This is a genomic window from Bradyrhizobium sp. AZCC 1719 (genome assembly GCF_036924525.1).
Lineage (GTDB): Bacteria > Pseudomonadota > Alphaproteobacteria > Rhizobiales > Xanthobacteraceae > Bradyrhizobium.
The window spans coordinates 6711582-6730866 of sequence record NZ_JAZHRU010000001.1 but is presented as its reverse complement, the minus strand read 5'-3'; the positions used below and the strand labels follow the sequence as shown (position 1 = coordinate 6730866).

Genomic DNA, 19285 nt, shown 5'->3' with positions numbered 1-19285 from the left:
GGCGATCGCCATGCATCATCCGGCTGTTGCCAGCACACGGAGATGAAAATCCTTCCCGGAGGCGTATGTTTGGGGAACCGGGATTTCGGATGTGCGTTCGCTTCACATGACCTGCGGAGCGCGCTCTTGCGCAACAGGACTTCAGCACATGTCACCGTCGGCACCGTTCCTGCGCTCCAGCCGTAACAGTCAGGTTCACCTGCGAATGGGCCACACAGTTGTGACTGTCTCGTCGCGCAAGCTTTTGAGCGACTTACCATGGTGCACTTTCTTTACAGGCTTATTACCGTAGCATTGCTCGTATTTGGCTCCGGAGCAGCACTTGGACAAAGTAGCGAGCCGGCGAACGTCGCCATCCTTCTGGATGTGAATGGAGCGATCGGGCCAGCGACTTCTGAATATGTCCGCGACGGATTTGAGGAGGCGCGTCGGCGACAGGCGAAGCTCATCGTGCTGAGACTGAATACGCCTGGCGGTCTCGACCCCTCAATGCGCGAGATCGTAGCAGAAATACTCAGGTCCCCCATTCCTGTGGTCTCCTACGTGACCCCGAGCGGTGCGCGAGCCGCCAGCGCCGGCACCTACATCGTTTATGCGACCCATCTCGCCGCCATGGCGCCGAGCACGCATCTCGGTGCAGCCACGCCCGTTCAGCTTGGCGGCGGTGGTTCCGGCTGGCGCACCGATGACAAAAAAGATGATGACAAGAAAGACGGAGACAAGAAAGACGGTGACAAGAAAGGAGCCCCGTCGCCGACCAGTGCAGGCGAGGCGAAGGCGATCAACGATGCGGTTGCCTACATCAGGGGACTGGCAGAGCTTCGGGGACGAAATGTTTCCTGGGCGGAGAAGGCCGTCCGGGAAGCCGCCACGCTCACCGCGAGCGAGGCCCAGTCGCAGCGTGTCGTCGAGATTGTTGCGAAGGACTTAGCCGATCTGTTGTCCCAAGCCGACGGCCGAACCGTAACGATCAATGATCAACAGGTCGCGCTGCATACCGGAAGCCTGAGCACAACGGCAATCGAGGCCAATTGGCGCAACCGCATTCTGGCTACGATTACCAATCCGAACATCGCTTACATACTCATGCTGATCGGGCTCTACGGACTTTTATTCGAGTTCATCAGTCCAGGCGCTGTTTTCCCCGGAGTGATCGGCGGAATCGCTCTCCTCGTCGGCCTCTATGCCTTGAACCTCCTGCCAATCAGCTACGCCGGTGCCGGCCTGCTGTTGCTCGGTATTGCGCTGATGATTGCGGAAGCTTTTCTCCCCTCGTTTGGCGTGCTCGGAATTGGCGGCGTCATCTCGTTCGCCGTTGGCTCGCTGTTCCTGTTTCGCGGCGACGTGCCGGGTTTCCATCTCTCATGGGCGGTGGTCGCCACCGCCACCATTGCCAGCGCGGGATTCCTGGTGATTGCACTCGCGGCGGTCTGGCGGGCGCATCGGCGCGACGTGGTCACGGGCGAAGCGGCTCTGCTTCGCAGCGCGGGGCAGGTGCTGTGGTGGGCCGACGGCAAAGGCGAGGTCCTGGTCGGAGGAGAACGCTGGGCAGCGAAATCGGAAAGCGAGTTCACCCGGGGTGACCGCGTGCGTGTTCTCGAACGTCAAAACCTGAAGCTGCTTGTCGAGCCAGATCCTGACGCCCCACCGAAATCATGAGGAGTGAAACCATGCCAACATTCGTAACAGACACCCTCCCGTACATCGTGATCGGAGCCATAATCATTGCGGTGTTCCTGTCGGCGATTCACATCATGCGGGAATACGAGCGTGCGGTGGTCTTCACATTGGGGCGCTTTTCCGGCGTGAAAGGTCCCGGGCTCATCATATTGGTGCCGATCGTCCAACAATTCGTTCGGGTAGATCTTCGTACGATCGTGCTCGACGTTCCAAGCCAGGACGTGATTTCTCGCGACAATGTCTCCGTAAAGGTCAACGCGGTTATCTACTTCCGCGTGGTAGATGCGGACAAATCGGTTATCCAGGTGGAAAACTTCATGGCGGCCACCAGCCAGCTCGCACAGACCACTCTCCGGTCCGTGCTTGGCAAGCACGAGCTGGATGAAATGCTGGCAGAGCGGGACAAGCTCAATCGCGACATTCAGGAAATTCTCGACAGCCAGACCGATGCGTGGGGCATCAAGGTCGCGAATGTCGAAATCAAGCACGTCGATATCAACGAGAGCATGATTCGTGCCATTGCCCGTCAAGCCGAGGCAGAGCGGTACCGCCGCGCGAGAATCATAGGCGCCGAAGCAGAGCAGCAGGCCGCCGAGAAACTGGTGGAAGCAGGCGAGATGCTCGCAAGGAGGCCGGAGTCCATGCAATTGCGCTACCTGTCGACGCTGCAGGACATTGCGGGTGAGAAGAATTCGACGATCGTGTTCCCGGTGCCCGTGGAGTTTCTTCAAGCGCTGGCCGCGCCGGCGACAATACAGCGCGAGACCGCAAATCGCCGGAGGGGATCAGAAGCTGCCCAGGCGTGACGTTTTTCCGGTTGGTCCGAGATCGGAAGCCGAAACCTGCGGCCTCTTTCGTCTGGACACGTCTCCCTTTACCAGTAGATCAATCCGCTCCGCGTCGCCCCGACTCCGTTTTTCGCAAATGCTGCTGCAAGTATCTGCTTTTCGGCGCAATGTGCAGCAAGCTTTTCGTATATCCTTGCCTCCACGAATGGGGCGTGTTCTCTGTTGCTGGACACCGCATTAGCGGTCGCCGATATCAGAGCACTGATTTGGCGTATCAGCAGATCGTCTGTCGATGGCTGCATGTCATCCTCCCTCGATCTCGATCCCAATTGAATTCTCCTGACGCCGCTTCACCGCAAGTCACACGCCTTGGATGTTGGCTGCGACAGATTGCTCGCGCCACTGGTGTTCAGTGCGAGAGGTGAACCCTGCGCATGTCCTTTAGCCGAGCCAGGCAATATTCCCGATATAGTATGTTGATGAGGTTCCACATGATCGAACTCCAGGTTTGATCATTGCGCCAGCCTACCACCATGTTGTTTCCGGATTTCTTCGTCGGCCGGGAAAATGGCTTCGCCAGAGGCGCGGAATATTTTTGCGCCCGCGGGCGACGAAACACCTTCACGGCGCCGTGACTGTTATTCCCCTTACGTTGGCTGCCGCAGCCCTTCCTTTGGACCTCAATCCATCTTGATGTCTTTTTCGTCCTTCACCAGCGTCAGCAGCCTCAGCGTCAGGAACGTCAACACCGCGATCGTCACCGCGACGTCATAACTGCCTAGCCCGACGGCGAGGCCAATCGCGCCGGTGGCCCACAGGCTCGCCGCCGTCGCCGTGCCTTGCACGGTCGTGCCGTGCTTGAGGATCGCGCCGCCGCCGATGAAGCCGATGCCGGTGATCACACCTTCGATCACCTTCGACATGCCATCGGGTGAATTCACCATCAACTGTTCGCTGGCCTGCACGAAGCCGCAGCTTGCCAGCGCCACCAGCGGGAACGTTCGCAGGCCTGCGCTGCGCGCCCGCTTCTCGCGATCCCATCCGATCGGTATGGCCAGCGCGAAAGCCGCGGCCAGCGCCAGAAAATGGATGCCTATCTGAGTCCAGTCCAAAACACGCCCTTCTGAAACAAAGGTCGCCCAACCCGCGACGCAGGCGTGTAACGCCGCAAAGCGGCGCAAGTTTCAGCGCGGCGGCGGTTGTGCTACCGGGTGCTGCCGACGACGGTCGTGCCCGGCGCTGCGCTCGTGATCGCTGCTTCGGTCCGGTACTGCGGCAAATGATGCTCGAGCGAATAGAAGACGCACAGCGCAAGGCTGGACCAGACGGCCAGGCTGAAATAAAGCGACATCCAGGCAATCTCGTCTTTCCACTCGGCAAGGTCGTGCGTCACAACCCAGCGCGTGCTGACGTCGCGCAAGCCCTCGCGCGGCGTCAGGCGCTTGTCGCCATCGGCGTCTCCGGTCCGCCAGCGCTTCAGGTACATCGGGACGTCGATCGTCATCAGAAACGCCAGGAAGCCCACAATGCCCGCGATGGCGACGACGAGGCCTATGCGAACCGCACCATTGAATTCCGGAAGCAGGCGGCAAAGTCCGACGCCGACGGCGAAGAAGGCAACCGCCCACAGCGAATTTTCGATGGCGTTGCCGAGATAATTCCTGGTCAGCACCGCATACCATGAAAGGCATTCCGCGATCAGGATCAGCGGCACGATCACCCACGCGACATTCACGGCCGTATCCGCGCCGGTCATCGTGCCGAGCTGGTGCAGGATAATCGCCCATTGCGCCACGAAGCAGATCTCGGCCACGGTTGCCACGGAACGTCCGACCATGACGCTCGACAGCCAGGTGTCGACCAGGCAGATCCGCTGGACATCGGCGCGCGGCAGAAACGACCTGAAGGCGCAGCCGAACACATAGGCCGCGCAGAACAGCAGCATCATCCGGATGCCGGACGAGCCGCTGGCAGCGCCGGTCGGCTGCACGGGAAGCTCGCGATACAGCGCGAACCAGATGGCGATATTGACGCCGCTCACCAGCGTCAGCAGGCCCCACCACCAGGACACGGGATTCGACCAGGCCAGGGAACCTGACCGCGCCTGCCATTCCAAGCTCATTCGCCGCTCCGCCGTAATCGAACTGACATCTGACTGTAATAATACAGTCACATATCGAAGCCAATGGCGACGAGAGTGGGGCGGGGCGGGATGGCACTCCGCCGGCGAGGAAGGCCATGCGGCGGCAGACGGGCCCGCAGCCTTCGAGCCGCGAGCGAAGACGCCGCTGCTCAGGATAAAAATTTCACGCCGTAGGTCTTGCCCCGGCGCCACACCACCTCGCATGACTGGCGCGTCGTATGGTCGGGCACCAGCGCCAGCTGAAAGCTATCCCTGACGTCGAACGCGACATCGGTCACGATCTTGGCGCCACCCGGTGAGACGTCCAGGACAAAGCATTCAATCCTCGTGATCCCGTTGTCGGTCGTCATCCATGTCGGCCGCTTGCGGAGTTCGCGTCGCGGTTCGCGCTGCACTTTTGTCCTTTGCTCGTCGACAATCATCGTGGCCATCCGTCATTGGACCCAGTGGCTGGGTCATCGAAGCAGGCGCCACAGTGAGGGAAAGTTCGTAAAGTTCAGTTAGCTTATCGATTCAAATTGACCGGTTTGGTTTGCGAGTTGTAAGCCGAGCTCTCACAACTCTGCCAGTCCCGTCGGGACGTTAAGGCCTACGCAATACGGTTGCAGCGGTGCCACCGGCGACCAGGATGCCGTCGCCTGCAAGGCCGGCGCGGATACGGTGAAGTAGGCGCTCCGTCCGTCATTCCGGGGCGCGCGCAGCGCGAACCCGGAATCCATCAGGCCGGATTTTGCGCTGTGAAATGGATTCCGGGTTCAGCCCTGCGGGCTGCCCCGGAATGACGGCGGGGAGGCGGATGGACGGTACGTACGGCGCTCACGCAGCTCACCTACGAACTTCTCAAAAATTCACGCGGTTCGAAATCGCGCCGTCGACGACGAGGTTCGAGCCGGTCGTGAACGAGGACGCCGGGCTCGCCAGAAACACGGCTGCGTTGGCGATTTCCTGCGGTGTCGCCATGCGGCCGGTCGGGTTACGCGCCAGCGCATCCTGGTAACGCTTCGGCATGTTCTGCTCGACCATGTTCCAGATGCCGCCCCTGAAATAGACCGTGCCCGGCGACACCACGTTGACGCGGATTTTCTTGTCCGCGTATTGCCGCGCCAGTCCCTTGGCCATGTGGATCAGCGCCGCCTTGATCGGGCCGTAGGAGCTGGCGCTATCCGCCTGCGCCGCCGAGATCGACGATATGATGATGAAGGCCGCGTCGCCGGTCTTCTGCGCGCTCGCTTCGAGTAATGGCCGCGCGGCCTCGAATGCGTTGACGGCGCCGAGCACGTCGAGCCGGAAATTCTGCTCCCATGAGGCGGGATCGCCGCCTTGCGCCATGGCGCCGGCATTGGAAAACAGCATGTCGATGCTCCCCAGCTCGGCGGCCGCATCCGACACCCATGATTTCAGCGCGGCCGCGTCGGTGACGTCAACCGGCGCGCCGGTCGCGCGCACGCCAAGCCCTTTCAGCTCAGTAACGGTGGCCGCGACCTGATCCGCATTGCGGGCGCACACGGCGACGCCCGAGCCTTCGGCCGCCAGCGTTTCCGCAATCGCCCGCCCGATGCCGCGCGTGCCGCCGAGCACGACGGCGTTCCTGCCTTTCAAACCCAAATCCATTTTGTTTTTCCTTCGTTTGATCCAACCATATTGTAGCGACCGTGGTCACGACGAAAGCTCAAACCGAGAAACCGTCCCCGGATTTCGCTCGCGCTCCATCCCGGCTACGCTGGCGGGCAGACCTTGAAGGTTAGGGGAGAGACACACCGATGCAAAGCCCTGGAGAAATCCTCTCCGATATCTGGACCTCCATCGGCGGCGATCCGTCCGCGCTTGGCGCGCTCACGCTGACCGGCGACGAACCGCAATTGCCGTCGTCGTTTCGCGTTGCCGCCGCGGCGCAGGTCAGCGTCGCCGCAACCGCGCTCGCCGCGGCCGAGATCTGGAAAACGCGCAGCGGCGAGACGCAGGACGTCGCGGTGGCTATGCGCCATGCCGTGGTCGAGTGCCGGAGTGAGCGTTATCTGCGCGTCGACGGCAACCCGCCGCCGCCGGCTTGGGACGCCATCGCGGGTATCTACAAAACCCGCGATAACGGCTTCGTGCGCCTGCACACCAATTTTCCCCATCACCGCGATGCTGTCTGCAAGGTGCTGAACTGCAAGCCCGAGCGTGACGCTGTGCAGGCCGCGCTGCTGCAATGGGACGGCGAGGCGTTCGAGACCGCGGCCTATGCGAGCGGTGGCGTTGTCGCCTTCATGCGCTCGCATGACGAATGGCTGGCGACACCACAGGCCAAGGCGCTCGCCGGATTGCCGCTGATCTCAATCACGAAGATCGGCGAGGCTCCGCCAAAGCAGTGGGCCAAGGGCGAGCGGCCGCTCGCAGGTATTCGCGTGCTTGATCTGTCGCGCGTCATCGCAGGTCCCGTTGTGGGGCGAACGCTCGCCGCGCATGGCGCCGACGTGCTGTTAATCTCGGGACCCGATTTGCCGGCGATCCCCTGGCTCGTCATCGACACCGGGAGGGGCAAGCTGACGAGCTTTGTCGAACTCAAGAGCGAGCAGGGGCGTGGCGTGCTGCGCGATCTGCTGGCGCAGGCGGATATCTTTTCGCAAGGCTATCGACCCAGCGCACTCGCCGCCCTCGGCTTCTCGCCGGAGGATGCCGCGCGCATCAATCCCGGTATCATTTGCGTCACGTTGTCGGCCTATGGTCATGCCGGGCCGTGGGCGGAGCGGCGCGGCTTCGACTCGCTGGTGCAGACGGCGACCGGATTCAACCATGCCGAGGGGCAGGCCGCCGGTGTCGACGGACCGAAGGAATTGCCGGCGCAGATGCTCGACCACGCCACCGGTTACTTCATGGCGTTCGGCGCCATGATGGCCAAAGTGCGCCAGGCGCGCGAAGGCGGCAGTTGGCACGTCCAGGTATCGCTGGCGCAAACCGGACGCTGGCTGTGGAATCTCGGCCGCGTCTCCGACGGTCTTGCGATCGAGGATTTGAGGGGGGAAGCGGTGAAGCCGTTCATTGCGGAGGCTGGCTCCGGCTTCGGGCCGTTGCGGTACGTGACGCACTCGGCACTGTTGTCGAAAACGCCAGCCTTCTGGGAGCGCCCGGCGATGCCACTCGGCAGCCACCCGCCGCAATGGCCCGTACGCGAATAGGAGGTCCCCTCGCTCAGGGCTGCCTCTCCAAACTTTAATCGCGTCCGGTACGGCTATTTTCGGTTTTGGGCGATCCCGATAGTTGTGGGCACATGCCCGTGTTTCCTGCCCACTCGGTTTGTGGTTGACGCGATCCGGCGGCCGTCCCTTGATGCCGGCAGGGATAACCGCAGGAGAAAGCCATGCGGATCGAGGAAAGCCAAGGATCCAGCCAAGGATCTAGCCAAGTATCTACGGGGCAACCAAACGGCCACGCGGCGCCGGCGAAATCGGCGCCCACGGCCGAGCAGATCCTCGGAGAGATCCGCGACTATTGCCGCCAGACGCGCACGGCCGAATCGACCTTCGGGCGGCTGGTGGTCAATGACGGCAAGCTGGTGTCGCGCTTGCGCGATGGCGCCCGGATCACGACAGGCACGCTCGACAAGGTCCGCGCGTATCTCGCCGAGCACCGGCCGGAATCGGACGGCGCGCCGGCCAATTCGCTCTCGGCCAAACCACTGAACGACGCGGCCACCGCCAATGCCGTCGCGCCGCCGGGCTTCCGGTTCTTCGACAACCGCCAAAAGTACCTGCTGTTCGTTTCGACCTGCAGCGAGAAGACCGAGGTCGGCAACCGTATTTCACTCGAGCTCGGCAATCTGCAGCCGGCGCCGCCGGCGCTTCGCATTTTCGATGCCGGCGTCGGCGACGGCACCGTGCTGTCGCGGGTGATGCGGGCCGTGCATGCGCGATTTCCCACCATGCCGCTCTATGTCGTGGCGAAGGAGATCTCTTACGAAGACGTCCGCCTGATGCTGGAGAAGATGGCGGACCGCCTGTTCGAGCATCCCGCCACCGTGCTGGTCGTGACCAACCTCTATTACGCCGAGGCGCCGTGGTTGACGCCACGCTCGGTGACGTCAGCGCAAGGCCTGATCTGGAAAGACGTCACGCTATCAGGCAACACCGCGCACGGCTTCGCCGAGCAGATCGGCGAGCTCGAAAGCTTTCTCGCCGAGAACTGGCGCGCCGGCATCAGCCCGACCACGGGCAATCCGGTCTATCAGCGCCCGGTGATCCTGACGCTGCGGCGCGAGGACCATTCCTTCCTGCTCGATCCGATCATGCCGCGGCCCGGCCGCGTGATGGCCGATTACGATCTGGTCATCGCCTCGCAACCCTATCGGGCGCGGGCGAGCGTCGAGTTCAAGGCTTCGAAAGTGGTGACACCGCTGGTCAAGGCCCTGCGGCCGGGTGGGCGGCTGATCGGCATCCATTCGCATGGCAAGGATCCCGGCATCGAGATCATCGATCAGGTCTGGCCGGGCGACGACCCCTTCAAGACCGACCGCTACGCGATCCTGCGCCAGGTCAAGCACGAGCTTGGCGCGGCCGCACGCCACTACAATTTCAATGCGTCCTCCGATGCGCGCTCGATCTTCCGCTACCAGATGCACACGCTGCCGGACGAGGTCAGCGGCCCGATCGGCACCTCGACGCTGTTCGCCGCCTGGAACGCCGCGATCTACGTGGCGCAGATCGAGGATAACAGGTTGTCGGAAGTGGTTCGCGATGGCCGCTATCTTGAAGCCACCGATCGCGTGCTGAGGAAACATGGCGGCCTGTGGTTCAACGACGAGACCTATGTGATCTCGCGCCGCCGCGCGCCGGCATGACAAAGGGAGGCGCTCGTGATCGTCTCCGATCAAGCATCCGCCAGATTAGCCGCACTACTGTCGAAGGCCTCCGTCGAAATTTCCTCGCGCGGACATCAGATCGCGGAACTGAGCGACCATTTCGCTGAAGGCACCGATGTCACGATTACGTTCCTGCCCGGCGACAATTACCGTCACAACATTGAGACGGCTGCCGCGCTGCGCCGCGCCGGCTACAATCCGGTGCCCCATATCGCGGTGCGCGAAATGGCCTCGCGGGAGGCATTCAACGATTTCCTGGCGCGGGCGCGCGGCGAAGCCGATGTCTCGCGCATCCTCCTGATTGCCGGCGATGTTGCCGCTGCGAGAGGCCCGTTCAAATCAACGCGCGATATTGCCGCCAGCGGCTTGCTCGAGGCGCATGCGATTGCAGCCGTCAGCATTGCCGGTCATCCCGAGGGGCACCCCTATCTCGATCTGCCGGACGCGCTGAACGGCCTCAAGGCGTGGCGCGACTGGGGGCGGCGGACGGGAACGCGGGTCGATGTCGTCACACAATTCTGCTTCGAGAGCACGCCGATCCTGGAATGGATCGGCGCCCTCGATCGCGCGGGCATCGATCTGCCCATCATCGTCGGCCTGGCCGGACCGGCAACGCCGGCGACATTGACAAAGTTCGCGCTCCGCTGCGGCATCGGCAATTCCATGCGCGCGCTGCGGGCCCAGATCGGCCGGTTCGGCCGCCTGCTGACGGACACCGGACCTGACGACGTCGTCAGGGGATTGCGAGCGGCGCCTGCGGCGGCAACCGCGCCGATCGCCGGATTCCACCTGTTCCCGTTCGGCGGCCTGCGCAAGGCCGGTGACTGGTTGCGCAATTACGACCGCGATCTGTTCGGACAGCAGCAGGCCGCGATGTCGACTGCCGGGCTTCAGAACCCGTAGAGCTGTGCGGGATTGTCGACCAGGATCTTCTTGCGGATCGCCGCATCCGGCGCCCACACCGGAAGCTGATTCAACAGCCGCCCGTCGTCGATCTGAAATAGCGGCGTGACGTCGGTAATCTTCTTGTCAGCAGGCGTGACCGAGTTGGGGTGCGGCCAGTCGGTGCCCCAGACGATACGGTCGGGATTGGCTGATATCAGCGCCTTGGCGAGCGGGATGCAATCGGTGTAATCGGGCGCGAGTTTGGAGGCGCGATAGGCGCCGGAAATCTTCACATAGGCCTTGCCCGATTTGACGAGATCCACGAGGTCGGCAAAGCCCGGCTGCTCAACGCCGAGGCCTGCCTTGGCGCCGCCGAAATGGTCGAACACGACCGCCACCGGCGAGGCCATCACCAGATCCTTGATCGCGGTGATCATCGCCGGGTTGGTGTAAATCTGCACGTGCCAACCGCGCGCTTTCATGCGCTCGACGGCGGCTGTGAAGCGTGGCCGGGCGACGCTCGGATCGTTGACGCCGCCGGTTGCGAGATTGAGGCGGACACCGCGAATGCCGGCCTTGCCCATGACATCGAGATCGCCCTCCGACGTCTTGTCGTCGATTACGGCTATCCCGCGCGCGGTCGGCCCCCGTGCCGCCATGCCGAACAGCGTGGCCGAGTTGTCGGTGCCGTAGATCGAGGGCGTGACGATCACCACGCGCTCCATGTGCAGCGCCTTGTGCAGGGCGGTCATTTCCTCGGGCGAAGCCAGTTCGGGCGTGTAGACGCGGCCGGGGAAGAACGGGAATTTTTCGGGATCGGGGTGGATATGGGTGTGACAGTCGCAGGCGCCCATGGGCACGTCGAAATTCACCGGCGTCGCCGGCTGCGCCGCTTTGGCAGAGGCGGTTCTATTGTTCATGATCACTCCGGCCGCGATGGAGGCGAACATCATACTGCGTCGCGTCAGCATTGGTGTCCTCCCTGCGATTTGTGTTGTTGATTGCTGGCGTTCGGACAGGTGTTGCCCGTCACCTTCAGCGTTTCCCAAGCGAGCGGCATTGCTTCGCCGCGGTCTGCGCGGAGAGAATATCGGCAGAAGTGGGCCGCGGGAAGGTATCCATCACGCCGGTCCGTCGTGCTGGCCGGGGATCATTGCGCGAACGTCGGCGACAAGTTCGGGCAACGGCCGCGATCCATCCATCCGCAGCACGGGACAGGGCAGTTTGGCGAGCCAGGCCTGATGTTTTGCTCGAGTACGGCTCACATTGCCTTCCTCATAGCCTGACGCCCATTCGATGAATTCCTCGGTCTCTGCATGCCGGTAGCCACCGGGCGCCACCGCCTCAGTGCCAAATTGGGTGGCCTCGCGGGCGCGCAGCCGCTGCAATCGTATCTCGCGAGGGGTTGTGAGGAATATCACCACGTCGAAATCCGGGATCAGCACATCGCCCCACCCGTTAAGCGATCCGCTCAATACCCAGGCCGCGCGCGGCAGGAAGACGTCCTGCATCAGCTTCAGGCGCTCCGCGACGTCGCGCATGTGCCGGTAGGGCGGATCGGTCGGCAGCCAGAAGTAATCGTCGGTGTCGTGATGCGGGATGGCCAGCGCACTGGCGAGAGCACGGCCGAGGCTGGTGACGCCCGCGCCCGATGCTCCCATCACGTGTATGCGGCAGCTCTTCATTCGTTCGCTCCGGTTTATCGCTTCGGTAACGCAACCGGTCTATCGAACCAGAAGCCGCCCAAATTTGACTAAACATTCGCCCTCCCGGAATATCTCGCAATCCCCTGGAATCAATTCATGAAGAAATTTTCGCAAAAATTCAAAACCGGCGTCTCCGTGGCCGCCGTGGTCGTCGTGCTGCTCGGCGTTTACAGCTATCGCAAGCTTCAGGCGCTGGCGGCCGATCCCGCGGGCGAAAAGGATTGCGGCCCGGCGGTCGGCGGCGGCGAGCAGGCGAAAATCGATCTGGAGCGGATCAAGGCGATAGCGCCGCTCAAGGACGTGAAATGGTCGCAGCTTGGCGGCAGCATCAATGATGCGAGCTGTCTCAACAAGACCGAAATCTACGGCGTGGTCGCGGTGCGCAGCGTCGAGGATATTGCGAAGACGCTGGCCTTTGCGCGCGACAACAAGCTCTCCGTCACCACCGCCGGCGTCCGCCACAGCATGGGTGGGCACGCCTTCCGCAAGGGCGGCATCGTGCTCGACATGCGCGGCTTCAACAGAATCGTGCTCAACGAGAGCGCCAGATCGATCACCGTGCAGCCGGGCGCGACCTGGCACGACATCCAGAACGTGCTGCATCCGCGCTTTGCGGTGCGCGCCATGCAGTCGACCGACATCTTCACCGTCGGCGGCTCGATCTCGGTCAATGCCCATGGCATGGACCATCAGGCCGGCGCGCTTGCGAAATCGATCAAGTCGATGAAGGTGATGCTGGCGGACGGTTCGCTGCGCACGGTATCGTCGACCGAGAATGCGGATCTGTTCAACCTCGTGGTCGGCGGCTACGGCCTGTTCGGCGTGATCGTCGATGCCGAGCTCGATATTGCTGACAACCTCGTCTACCAGACCGGCCGTCGCGTAATGGACTACAAGGAATTTCCCGCGCTGTTCGCCGGCGAGATCGAGAAGGACGCCAGTATCGGCCTGATGTACGGCCATCTCTCGACCGCGCCGAGCACGTTCCTAAGGGAATTGCTGCTCTATACCTACACCAAGATCGACGGCACCGATTTCAAGCGCCAGCCGCTCGGCGAGGTCAGCGGCACCAAGCTGCGGCGGCTGACCATCAACCTTTCCAAGCAAGGGCCGTTGTTTCAGGAGATAAAATGGCTGTCCGAGAAGCACATCGAGCATCGGATGGAAAACTGCACGGTGACGCGCGCGCAAGCGATCGGATCCGCGGAGGCCTGTCTCGTCAACCGCAATGATCCCATGCACGATTCCGTGCCTTATTTGCGCAACTCGCTGCCTGACGATACCGACATCCTGCACGAATATTTCATCCCGCGCAGCCAGTTCGTCTCGTTTGTCGACGGCATGCGCAAGGTGCTGATCGACAACAAGACCAATCTGCTGAACGCGTCGGTGCGGGTCGTGCATCAGGAAAACAATTTCCTGACTTATTCGCCGGAGCCGGCATTCTCGCTGGTGCTCTACATCAACCAGACGACGGACGACGAGGGCAACCGGCGGATGAAGAAGGCGACGGAAGAACTGATCGACCTCACCATCGCGCACAAGGGCCGGTTCTTCCTGCCTTACCAACTCTACTATTCGAAGGACCAGTTGCAGCGCTCATACCCGGAGATCAGAGATTTCTTCGCAGCGAAGCGGAAGTATGATCCGGGCGAGTTGTTCACGAATACGTTTTACCAGAAGTACGCGTCGTGATGCCTGTCTGCCATCCGGGAGCATCGTGCATCGCTCGGCAAAGCGAGACGGTAATCATGGACATCACAAGAAATCTCGCAGCCTCGCAAGTTCAACGACGAGTTCGGCGGAGATTATTTTAGGGATCAAATCGCCCTGTGGGACGGTATGAATCTCGTAGAGATGACGTTGGCTGAGCGGTTGCTCCAGAAACTTGGTGATGCATTCGTCCAAGGTGCCATCAAGCACCGAGTACGGAGCCGACCAGGCAGTGCCTTTGACGCGTTCGTTATTTTTCGAAGGCCATTTCTTAAGAACGGCAGGAGCATGAAAGTCCGTTTGAGCACCCCTTAAGGATTGGCTTCCCGGTTGGGAATGACAAAGGTCTGGCCGGGATAGATGAGGTTGGGATTGCGGATTTGCTCTCGGTTGGCCTTGTAAATCGTCGCATAGCGCGTGCCCGCGCCGAGGGTGGCCTGGCTGATGCGCCACAGGCTATCGCCGCGCGATACCGTCGTGGTCGTGACCTTCGGCACCACCGCGGTGGAGGAGTCCGCGACAGTCGGCAGGGTGGCAGCCGCAGCATCCGCCACCTGGGACGGGACGGCGGAGTCGGGCCGCCTGGACGGTGAGGTCTGCGGCGGTACGGAGGCGGTAACCACCGGGTCGGGCGCATTGAACGGCACCTCGGCGCGTCCACGCACCACGCCGGACTTCGAATCCACCTCGTCCAGCCTTACGCGATAGTTCCCGGGGCCGATTCCTTCATTGATCGTGACGGCAAAGCGTCCGTCCGCTGCCGCCGTTACCGACGCAATATAGCTGTCGTTGAGATAGAGCCTCACCGGAGCGCCCGAGCGCGCGCGGCCGCTCACATGGAATTTGCCGCCGGCCTCGATCTCGACCGCCTCCACAACCACCGCAGCGGTGTCCGGCTTCGCCTGGGCCGGCTGTGACATCACGACGGTAGGCTTGTTTGGCGTCATCAGGGCCACGACCGGCCGTTCCGTCAGGTTCGGCTCAAGCGCCACCGTCACGCTCTGCTTGGACATGATCTCTCTGCCGTCGGGCTGCTTGGCGCGCAACGTCAGATCGTAGGTGCCTGGCGGTAGCGGGCGCGGGATCATCACGAATTGTCCGGATTGATCTGCGACCGCGCGATCATGCAGTTCGCCATTGCGCAGCAGTTCCACGGTGACGCCCGGCGCCGCGCGTCCCGCGATGACAGCTTCGCCGGTCGGCTCGACGCGCGCGACGTCGAACGCCGGTCCGCCATCGCCGCTCTCGGGCGCGGCGGTCGATCCGGCCAGCGCGGCTGCCACGGCGTTTGCCTCCGCCTGCGCGCTTGCGAGCGTCGGCCCCTTAAGCCGCTCGTCAGTGGCCGGCTTTGGCGCGACGCTTGCGGTCTTGTCAGCAATCGGCTCGCGCCAGATGTACTGGATGGCGACCAGCGTTGCGATGCCAGTGGCCACAACAAGCCCTATCAGGGGCACGACCATTCGGTTCATTGGTGTCTTGATCATGGTCTCAGCCCATCGGCCGGAAGGTCGGCCCGCGTTCATTATACAGGGATTTCGGCCGAAATGGATACTAAAGCCGGGAGACAGGCTGCAAGTACAGAAGGATTAAACCGTTCGAGCCGGGCGGGGCGAGGATGGCTGGAACCCTGGTCCCTCAAAGCTGCGCGGTGAACCGATTCGGCGGCAGGCCGCTGCAGCCGCCCGCCTGTTCGGCGTCGAGCACCAGCAGCGCGCCGGCCGCGTAGAGACGGCCGACGAAACCGGCGTCGTCGGAACGCGCGATGGTGACGTAGTTATTCGACGCAAGAATGCGGCCGTTGGCCTTGGCGATCGCAGCCAGGGCCTGGGACGGCGGACCTATGACCGCCATCGACTTGCCGGGGGCTGAGCCGAAGGTCAACGCGGTGACGACGGCAAGCCAGCCGCACACGACGAGGGCGATCGCGCCGGCAATCTGGCCCCAACGCCCACCGCCGCGCTGTCCGTCAGTAATCATAGAAGTGCTCAATGCTTGCACCCCTGGCCTTGAGCTCGCGGTTGATATCGACGAGACGGTCGATCCTTGCCTTCAGACCCGCTCGGCGGAAGCCGGGCTTCGCATCGAGTTCCAGTGAAAACAGCTCCGTCGTACCCTTGATATCGAGCTTGGCGGCGTCGGGCGCTATCACGGTGATATGGATGTCGTGATTGCCCGCGATCTCTGCAACCCCATAACCCTGATCCAGCAGCCGCTGCAGGATGTCGGTGAACGCCTTGTAGCGCGGCGTCTGCACGAGCTGCCATTGTGCGTTGAGCGCGCGAATCGGCTTGATGCGCGGTTCTTTTGCCAGCATCTCCGGCGGCAATGTCGCGACGGCAAACATGATGTCGCGCGGCTCACTGTCATTGCTGGCGTCTAGCGCCTTCTGAATCAGCGCGGCGTAACCGATCTTGACGAAGTATTCCGCGCCGAGCGCGAAGTCGCGCTCCCGGCTACGCAAGCTGCTCGGCGTCGGCGCCGAAATTGCCATCAGGCCGTCGAGCTTCTCGCTGAATGGGTATTTGTACCAGGGAACAGTGTAGAGGAACGCGGCATAGTCCTGCAGTACGGCGCGGCCGAACTCATCCTGTGGGGTGCGCTTCTCGCCCCTGATCCATTCGAACGCGCGGCCGATCGTATTCTCGTAGAATCCCTTGACGGCGTATTCGACGGAATAACTGATGCCGATCACGTAAATCATCGTCTTCACTTCGGCCAGCGATTCTCCCGTTGCGGGCACGGCGCGATTGATGGTGCAGAAGCTGCGCCAGAAGCCGAAGATGTGGCCGAGATAGTTGAAATGGCTTTCGCTGGAGCGATCGAGGAAGCGGCCGAAATCCTCGAAGGAGTAGACGATGTACCATTCGGGAAACGTGAAGAACGTGTTGTTCAGCTTGCGTCGGTAGCCCGGCTCATCGATGGCGGGCAGGGTGACGGCCGGCGCAGTCGAGGTCGATGTGCTGGCCGCGGGCCGGCACGTGCCCTCGATATAGGCCAGTGGCAAAAGCACCGTCAGCGCAATCAGGATCGCGACGACAGCCAGGATACGCCGCAGCCACCTAAGCATGAACGGCGATCCGCGTCCGCGGCGCGAGCAGATAGCCGATCACGATCGCGACGCCACCGAGGGCGAGATGCGGCGCGTTGGCGAAAAACCGCGTCGAGAGCGGCAGGTTGAGGACGCCGTTGATCAGGATGCCGAAGTCGAGATAGCCGCTGCCGGTGAGCAGGCCGAGCACGCCATCGGCAAAATAGAACACGCCGAACAATTGAAAGAACAATTCCGAGGCGCGACGCGAGGTCATCGCCGCAGTTGCGGCCCATAGCGCCGACACCAGATGCAGCCCGTCGGCATACCAGGTGCGGCGAAACAGGCCGAAGATCATGTCATTGGCATCGATGAAGGCCGGGATGTAGCCGGTGAGGATGACGAAGCCGAGCAGGGCGGCGTAGCCCCAGGCGCACAATCTAATGATGTCCATGATGTCTCCGGCCGGTTCGAATCTCGGGCCAGTCTAGAGTTTTCCAATTGTCTTGAGCAGGGCGTCGTTGAACAGGCCGGGGTCCTCGATCTGCGGAATGATCTGGCAGGACCGATGGCGGAGGCAGCCACAGCTTTGCTCGTGCGCGGTCTTGTTTACCCTCCCCTGGAGGGGGAGGGTCGACGCGCGTGCAACGCGCGGCGGGGTGGGGTGACGGTCTCTCCACATCCAACAGTGCCCGAGCGGAGAGATCACCCCACCCCGTCTCGCATTTCGCTGCGCTCAATGCGAGCCGCCGACCCACGAGCGAGCTTCGCTCGTCTCGGACCCCTCCAGGGAGGGTACGTTAAACAACCTACTGCCCGGACGGCGTCCGCAGGCCGTGCCAGGCGTCGCGCACCTGGTGGTAGTGTACTTCCGGCAGATAGTCCGGCGTTTTGAGGCCGAGATTCTTGACGTCGAGCCGGCCGATTGCGCTCAAGAGCGTATAGGAGGCGATGACGCGGTCGCGCTGCGCGCCGATCAGCCGCGCCTTTGCCAAGATCAGGTCCTGCTGCGCGTTAAGCACGTCGACCGTGGTGCGCTGGCCGCCCGCCGCCTCTCGCTGCACGCCCTGCAGCGCGACGGTGGCAGCGCGCACTTCAGCTTCGGATGCCGTGACCGCAATCTTGGCACCTTCATTGGCGACCCAGGCGCCGACCGCGGCGGTGCGAGCCTGGTTGCGAACCTGGTCCAGCACCTGCCGGCTTTGCGCTGCGATTTCCTTAGCCTGCCGGGTCTGTGAGGCGGCCATGCCGCCATCATAGATCGGCTGCGTGAGCTGGCCGGTCACGGAAGCCTGGTCGGTCCCGAGGGTGCCAAGCGTGGGATCCGAGTCCTTGCTGCGGCTGACGCTTCCCTGCAGCGTGATGGTCGGCATCAGGCTGCTTTCGGCGACGCGGATCGAGGTGGTGGCGACGTCGAAATCGAAGCTTGCCGCCATCACGGCAGGATGCCCGCGGAAGGCCTGCCCGGTGGCGTCATCGCGGCTGCGCGGCAGCAGGCGATCCACGGCTTCGGCAGGGCGGAGCACGGTGGGCGCGTTGCCGATGACCTGAAGATAAGTCGCTTGGCTGACGGCCAGATTGACCTCAGCGGCATTCAAATCGGCGCGACCCCGGCTCAGACGTGCCTCGGCCTGCGCAGCGTCGGTTGGCGTGACGTCGCCGGCATTCAGACGCTTCTGGGTGATGCCGAGCGTTTCCTGCAGAAATTCCACGTTGGCGCGCTGGGCTTCGACCAGCGATTGGTTGGCGAGAACGTTGGTGTAGACCGTGACTGCATCCAGCAGCACGCCCTGACCGACATTGCGCAGCGCCTCGCGACCCGCCTGCACCTGCAGCTCCGCCACGCGTACACTGTTGGCGGTCCTGAAGCCGTTGAACAACGTCTGGGACACGGTCACGCCGATGGTCCAAGGCTTCAGATTCGCCGACTGGACGGTGTTGTCGGGCAAGAGGTTGCGCACCGCCTGAAAGCCGGCGGAGAGAGTGGCGACGATCTGCGGTCGATAACCCGAAAGTGCCTGCGGCACGTTCTCGTCGGTGGCGCGCTGGCGGGCGCGTTCGGCATTGAGCGCGGGATTGGTTTGGTAGGCCTTGGCCAGCGCATCGGGAAGACTTTCACCATGCGCGGCCGGCGCCGCAAATGCGAGGCAAGCCGCAGCAAGGCCAATGCCCGATCGAAGCAAGCGTCTTTCAACGTAGCCAACCCTAGCGGCGCGCCTGGTCATTTGATTCCGTAGTCAACACAAGAACGTGATAACCCTGCTTCGAGCCATCCCGTTCTATCTTCCAGTTTGAGCATGACCTTCAGGAGTGCCGGTTGCCCGCCATCCGGATCATGCACTGTCCGTCCGCCCCCGCCGACAGTCGTCTACCTGTTTAGGGGGCGCCATGGCCACAGGCAAACTGCCGCGCGACATCAGTACATTAATTCGGTGAAAGTCCGTGCTTGGCTGTTGCCGGTTCGTCACAGACGAATCTTGGGTGAAGATAGGCTATAGCTCTCGT

General features: G+C 62.6%; 17 protein-coding genes. 6 read left to right on the top strand and 11 right to left on the bottom strand.

All coding sequences use genetic code 11. From position 1 onward, the window contains the following. Nucleotides 1-258: 258 nt before the first annotated feature. Both V1292_RS31795 and V1292_RS31790 read left to right on the top strand, forming a co-directional pair. Nucleotides 259-1659: an NfeD family protein gene (locus tag V1292_RS31795; RefSeq protein WP_334376495.1), complete on the top strand. Its 1401-nt coding sequence runs from the start codon at nt 259-261 to the stop codon at nt 1657-1659. Nucleotides 1660-1670: 11 nt separating this feature from the next. Beyond that, entirely contained in the window at nt 1671-2486 is an 816-nt protein-coding gene (locus V1292_RS31790) for a slipin family protein (protein WP_334376494.1), read from the top strand. Between the two features lie 662 nt (nt 2487-3148). Here V1292_RS31790 and V1292_RS31785 read toward each other — a convergent pair. The 4 genes from V1292_RS31785 to V1292_RS31770 all read right to left on the bottom strand — a co-directional run bounded on the left by V1292_RS31785 (nt 3149) and on the right by V1292_RS31770 (nt 6222). Beyond that, complete coding sequence (locus tag V1292_RS31785) at nt 3149-3580, bottom strand: MgtC/SapB family protein (protein ID WP_334376493.1); 432 nt, start codon at nt 3578-3580, stop codon at nt 3149-3151. Between the two features lie 92 nt (nt 3581-3672). Continuing rightward, complete coding sequence (locus V1292_RS31780; protein WP_334376492.1) at nt 3673-4590, bottom strand: hypothetical protein; 918 nt, start codon at nt 4588-4590, stop codon at nt 3673-3675. A gap of 170 nt (nt 4591-4760) precedes the next feature. Further along, nucleotides 4761-5033, bottom strand: a complete 273-nt coding sequence (locus V1292_RS31775) for a PilZ domain-containing protein (RefSeq protein ID WP_334376491.1) — start codon at nt 5031-5033, stop codon at nt 4761-4763. Between the two features lie 418 nt (nt 5034-5451). Then, nucleotides 5452-6222 (bottom strand): SDR family NAD(P)-dependent oxidoreductase, encoded by a 771-nt coding sequence (locus V1292_RS31770; protein WP_334376490.1) that lies wholly within the window; start codon nt 6220-6222, stop codon nt 5452-5454. Nucleotides 6223-6371: 149 nt separating this feature from the next. On the opposite strand from V1292_RS31770, the gene V1292_RS31765 reads away from it, so the two are divergent. From V1292_RS31765 to V1292_RS31755, 3 genes are all read left to right on the top strand, one after another. Next, complete coding sequence (locus V1292_RS31765; protein WP_334376489.1) at nt 6372-7769, top strand: CoA transferase; 1398 nt, start codon at nt 6372-6374, stop codon at nt 7767-7769. 182 nt (nt 7770-7951) lie between these two features. Then, nucleotides 7952-9427 carry a hypothetical protein gene (locus V1292_RS31760; protein ID WP_334376488.1) on the top strand — a complete coding sequence of 492 codons (1476 nt, stop codon included), beginning with the start codon at nt 7952-7954 and terminating at the stop codon, nt 9425-9427. A 15-nt stretch (nt 9428-9442) separates the two neighbouring features. Beyond that, the gene (locus tag V1292_RS31755) at nt 9443-10351 is read left to right on the top strand and encodes a hypothetical protein (RefSeq protein WP_334376487.1); all 909 of its coding nucleotides are present in this window, start codon (nt 9443-9445) and stop codon (nt 10349-10351) included. Here the strand turns inward: V1292_RS31755 and V1292_RS31750 are convergent. Together V1292_RS31750 and V1292_RS31745 are read right to left on the bottom strand one after the other, a co-directional pair. Next, on the bottom strand, nt 10339-11304 hold the full coding sequence (locus V1292_RS31750) for an amidohydrolase family protein (protein WP_334376486.1): 966 nt from the start codon (nt 11302-11304) through the stop codon (nt 10339-10341). The genes V1292_RS31755 and V1292_RS31750 overlap by 13 nt on opposite strands. Before the next feature lie 150 nt (nt 11305-11454). After that, a complete protein-coding gene (locus V1292_RS31745) occupies nt 11455-12018 on the bottom strand; it encodes a hypothetical protein (RefSeq protein WP_334376485.1) in 564 nt (187 codons plus the stop codon). A gap of 117 nt (nt 12019-12135) precedes the next feature. On the opposite strand from V1292_RS31745, the gene V1292_RS31740 reads away from it, so the two are divergent. Then, entirely contained in the window at nt 12136-13734 is a 1599-nt protein-coding gene (locus tag V1292_RS31740) for an FAD-binding oxidoreductase (protein WP_334376484.1), read from the top strand. Nucleotides 13735-14063: 329 nt separating this feature from the next. Here the strand turns inward: V1292_RS31740 and V1292_RS31735 are convergent, their stop codons facing one another. From V1292_RS31735 to V1292_RS31715, 5 genes are all read right to left on the bottom strand, one after another. After that, nucleotides 14064-15236, bottom strand: coding sequence for a LysM peptidoglycan-binding domain-containing protein (locus V1292_RS31735; protein WP_334376482.1), 1173 nt, complete (start codon nt 15234-15236; stop codon nt 14064-14066). A 151-nt stretch (nt 15237-15387) separates the two neighbouring features. After that, nucleotides 15388-15729 carry a hypothetical protein gene (locus V1292_RS31730; protein ID WP_334376480.1) on the bottom strand — a complete coding sequence of 114 codons (342 nt, stop codon included), beginning with the start codon at nt 15727-15729 and terminating at the stop codon, nt 15388-15390. After that, on the bottom strand, nt 15719-16819 hold the full coding sequence (locus V1292_RS31725; protein ID WP_334376479.1) for a hypothetical protein: 1101 nt from the start codon (nt 16817-16819) through the stop codon (nt 15719-15721). The genes V1292_RS31730 and V1292_RS31725 overlap by 11 nt, the downstream gene beginning before the upstream one ends. After that, nucleotides 16812-17234, bottom strand: a complete 423-nt coding sequence (locus V1292_RS31720; protein ID WP_334376478.1) for a hypothetical protein — start codon at nt 17232-17234, stop codon at nt 16812-16814. Before V1292_RS31720 ends, V1292_RS31725 begins: the two co-directional genes overlap by 8 nt. A 355-nt stretch (nt 17235-17589) precedes the next feature. Continuing rightward, a complete protein-coding gene (locus V1292_RS31715; RefSeq protein ID WP_334376477.1) occupies nt 17590-19005 on the bottom strand; it encodes a TolC family outer membrane protein in 1416 nt (471 codons plus the stop codon). Nucleotides 19006-19285: the final 280 nt, after the last annotated feature.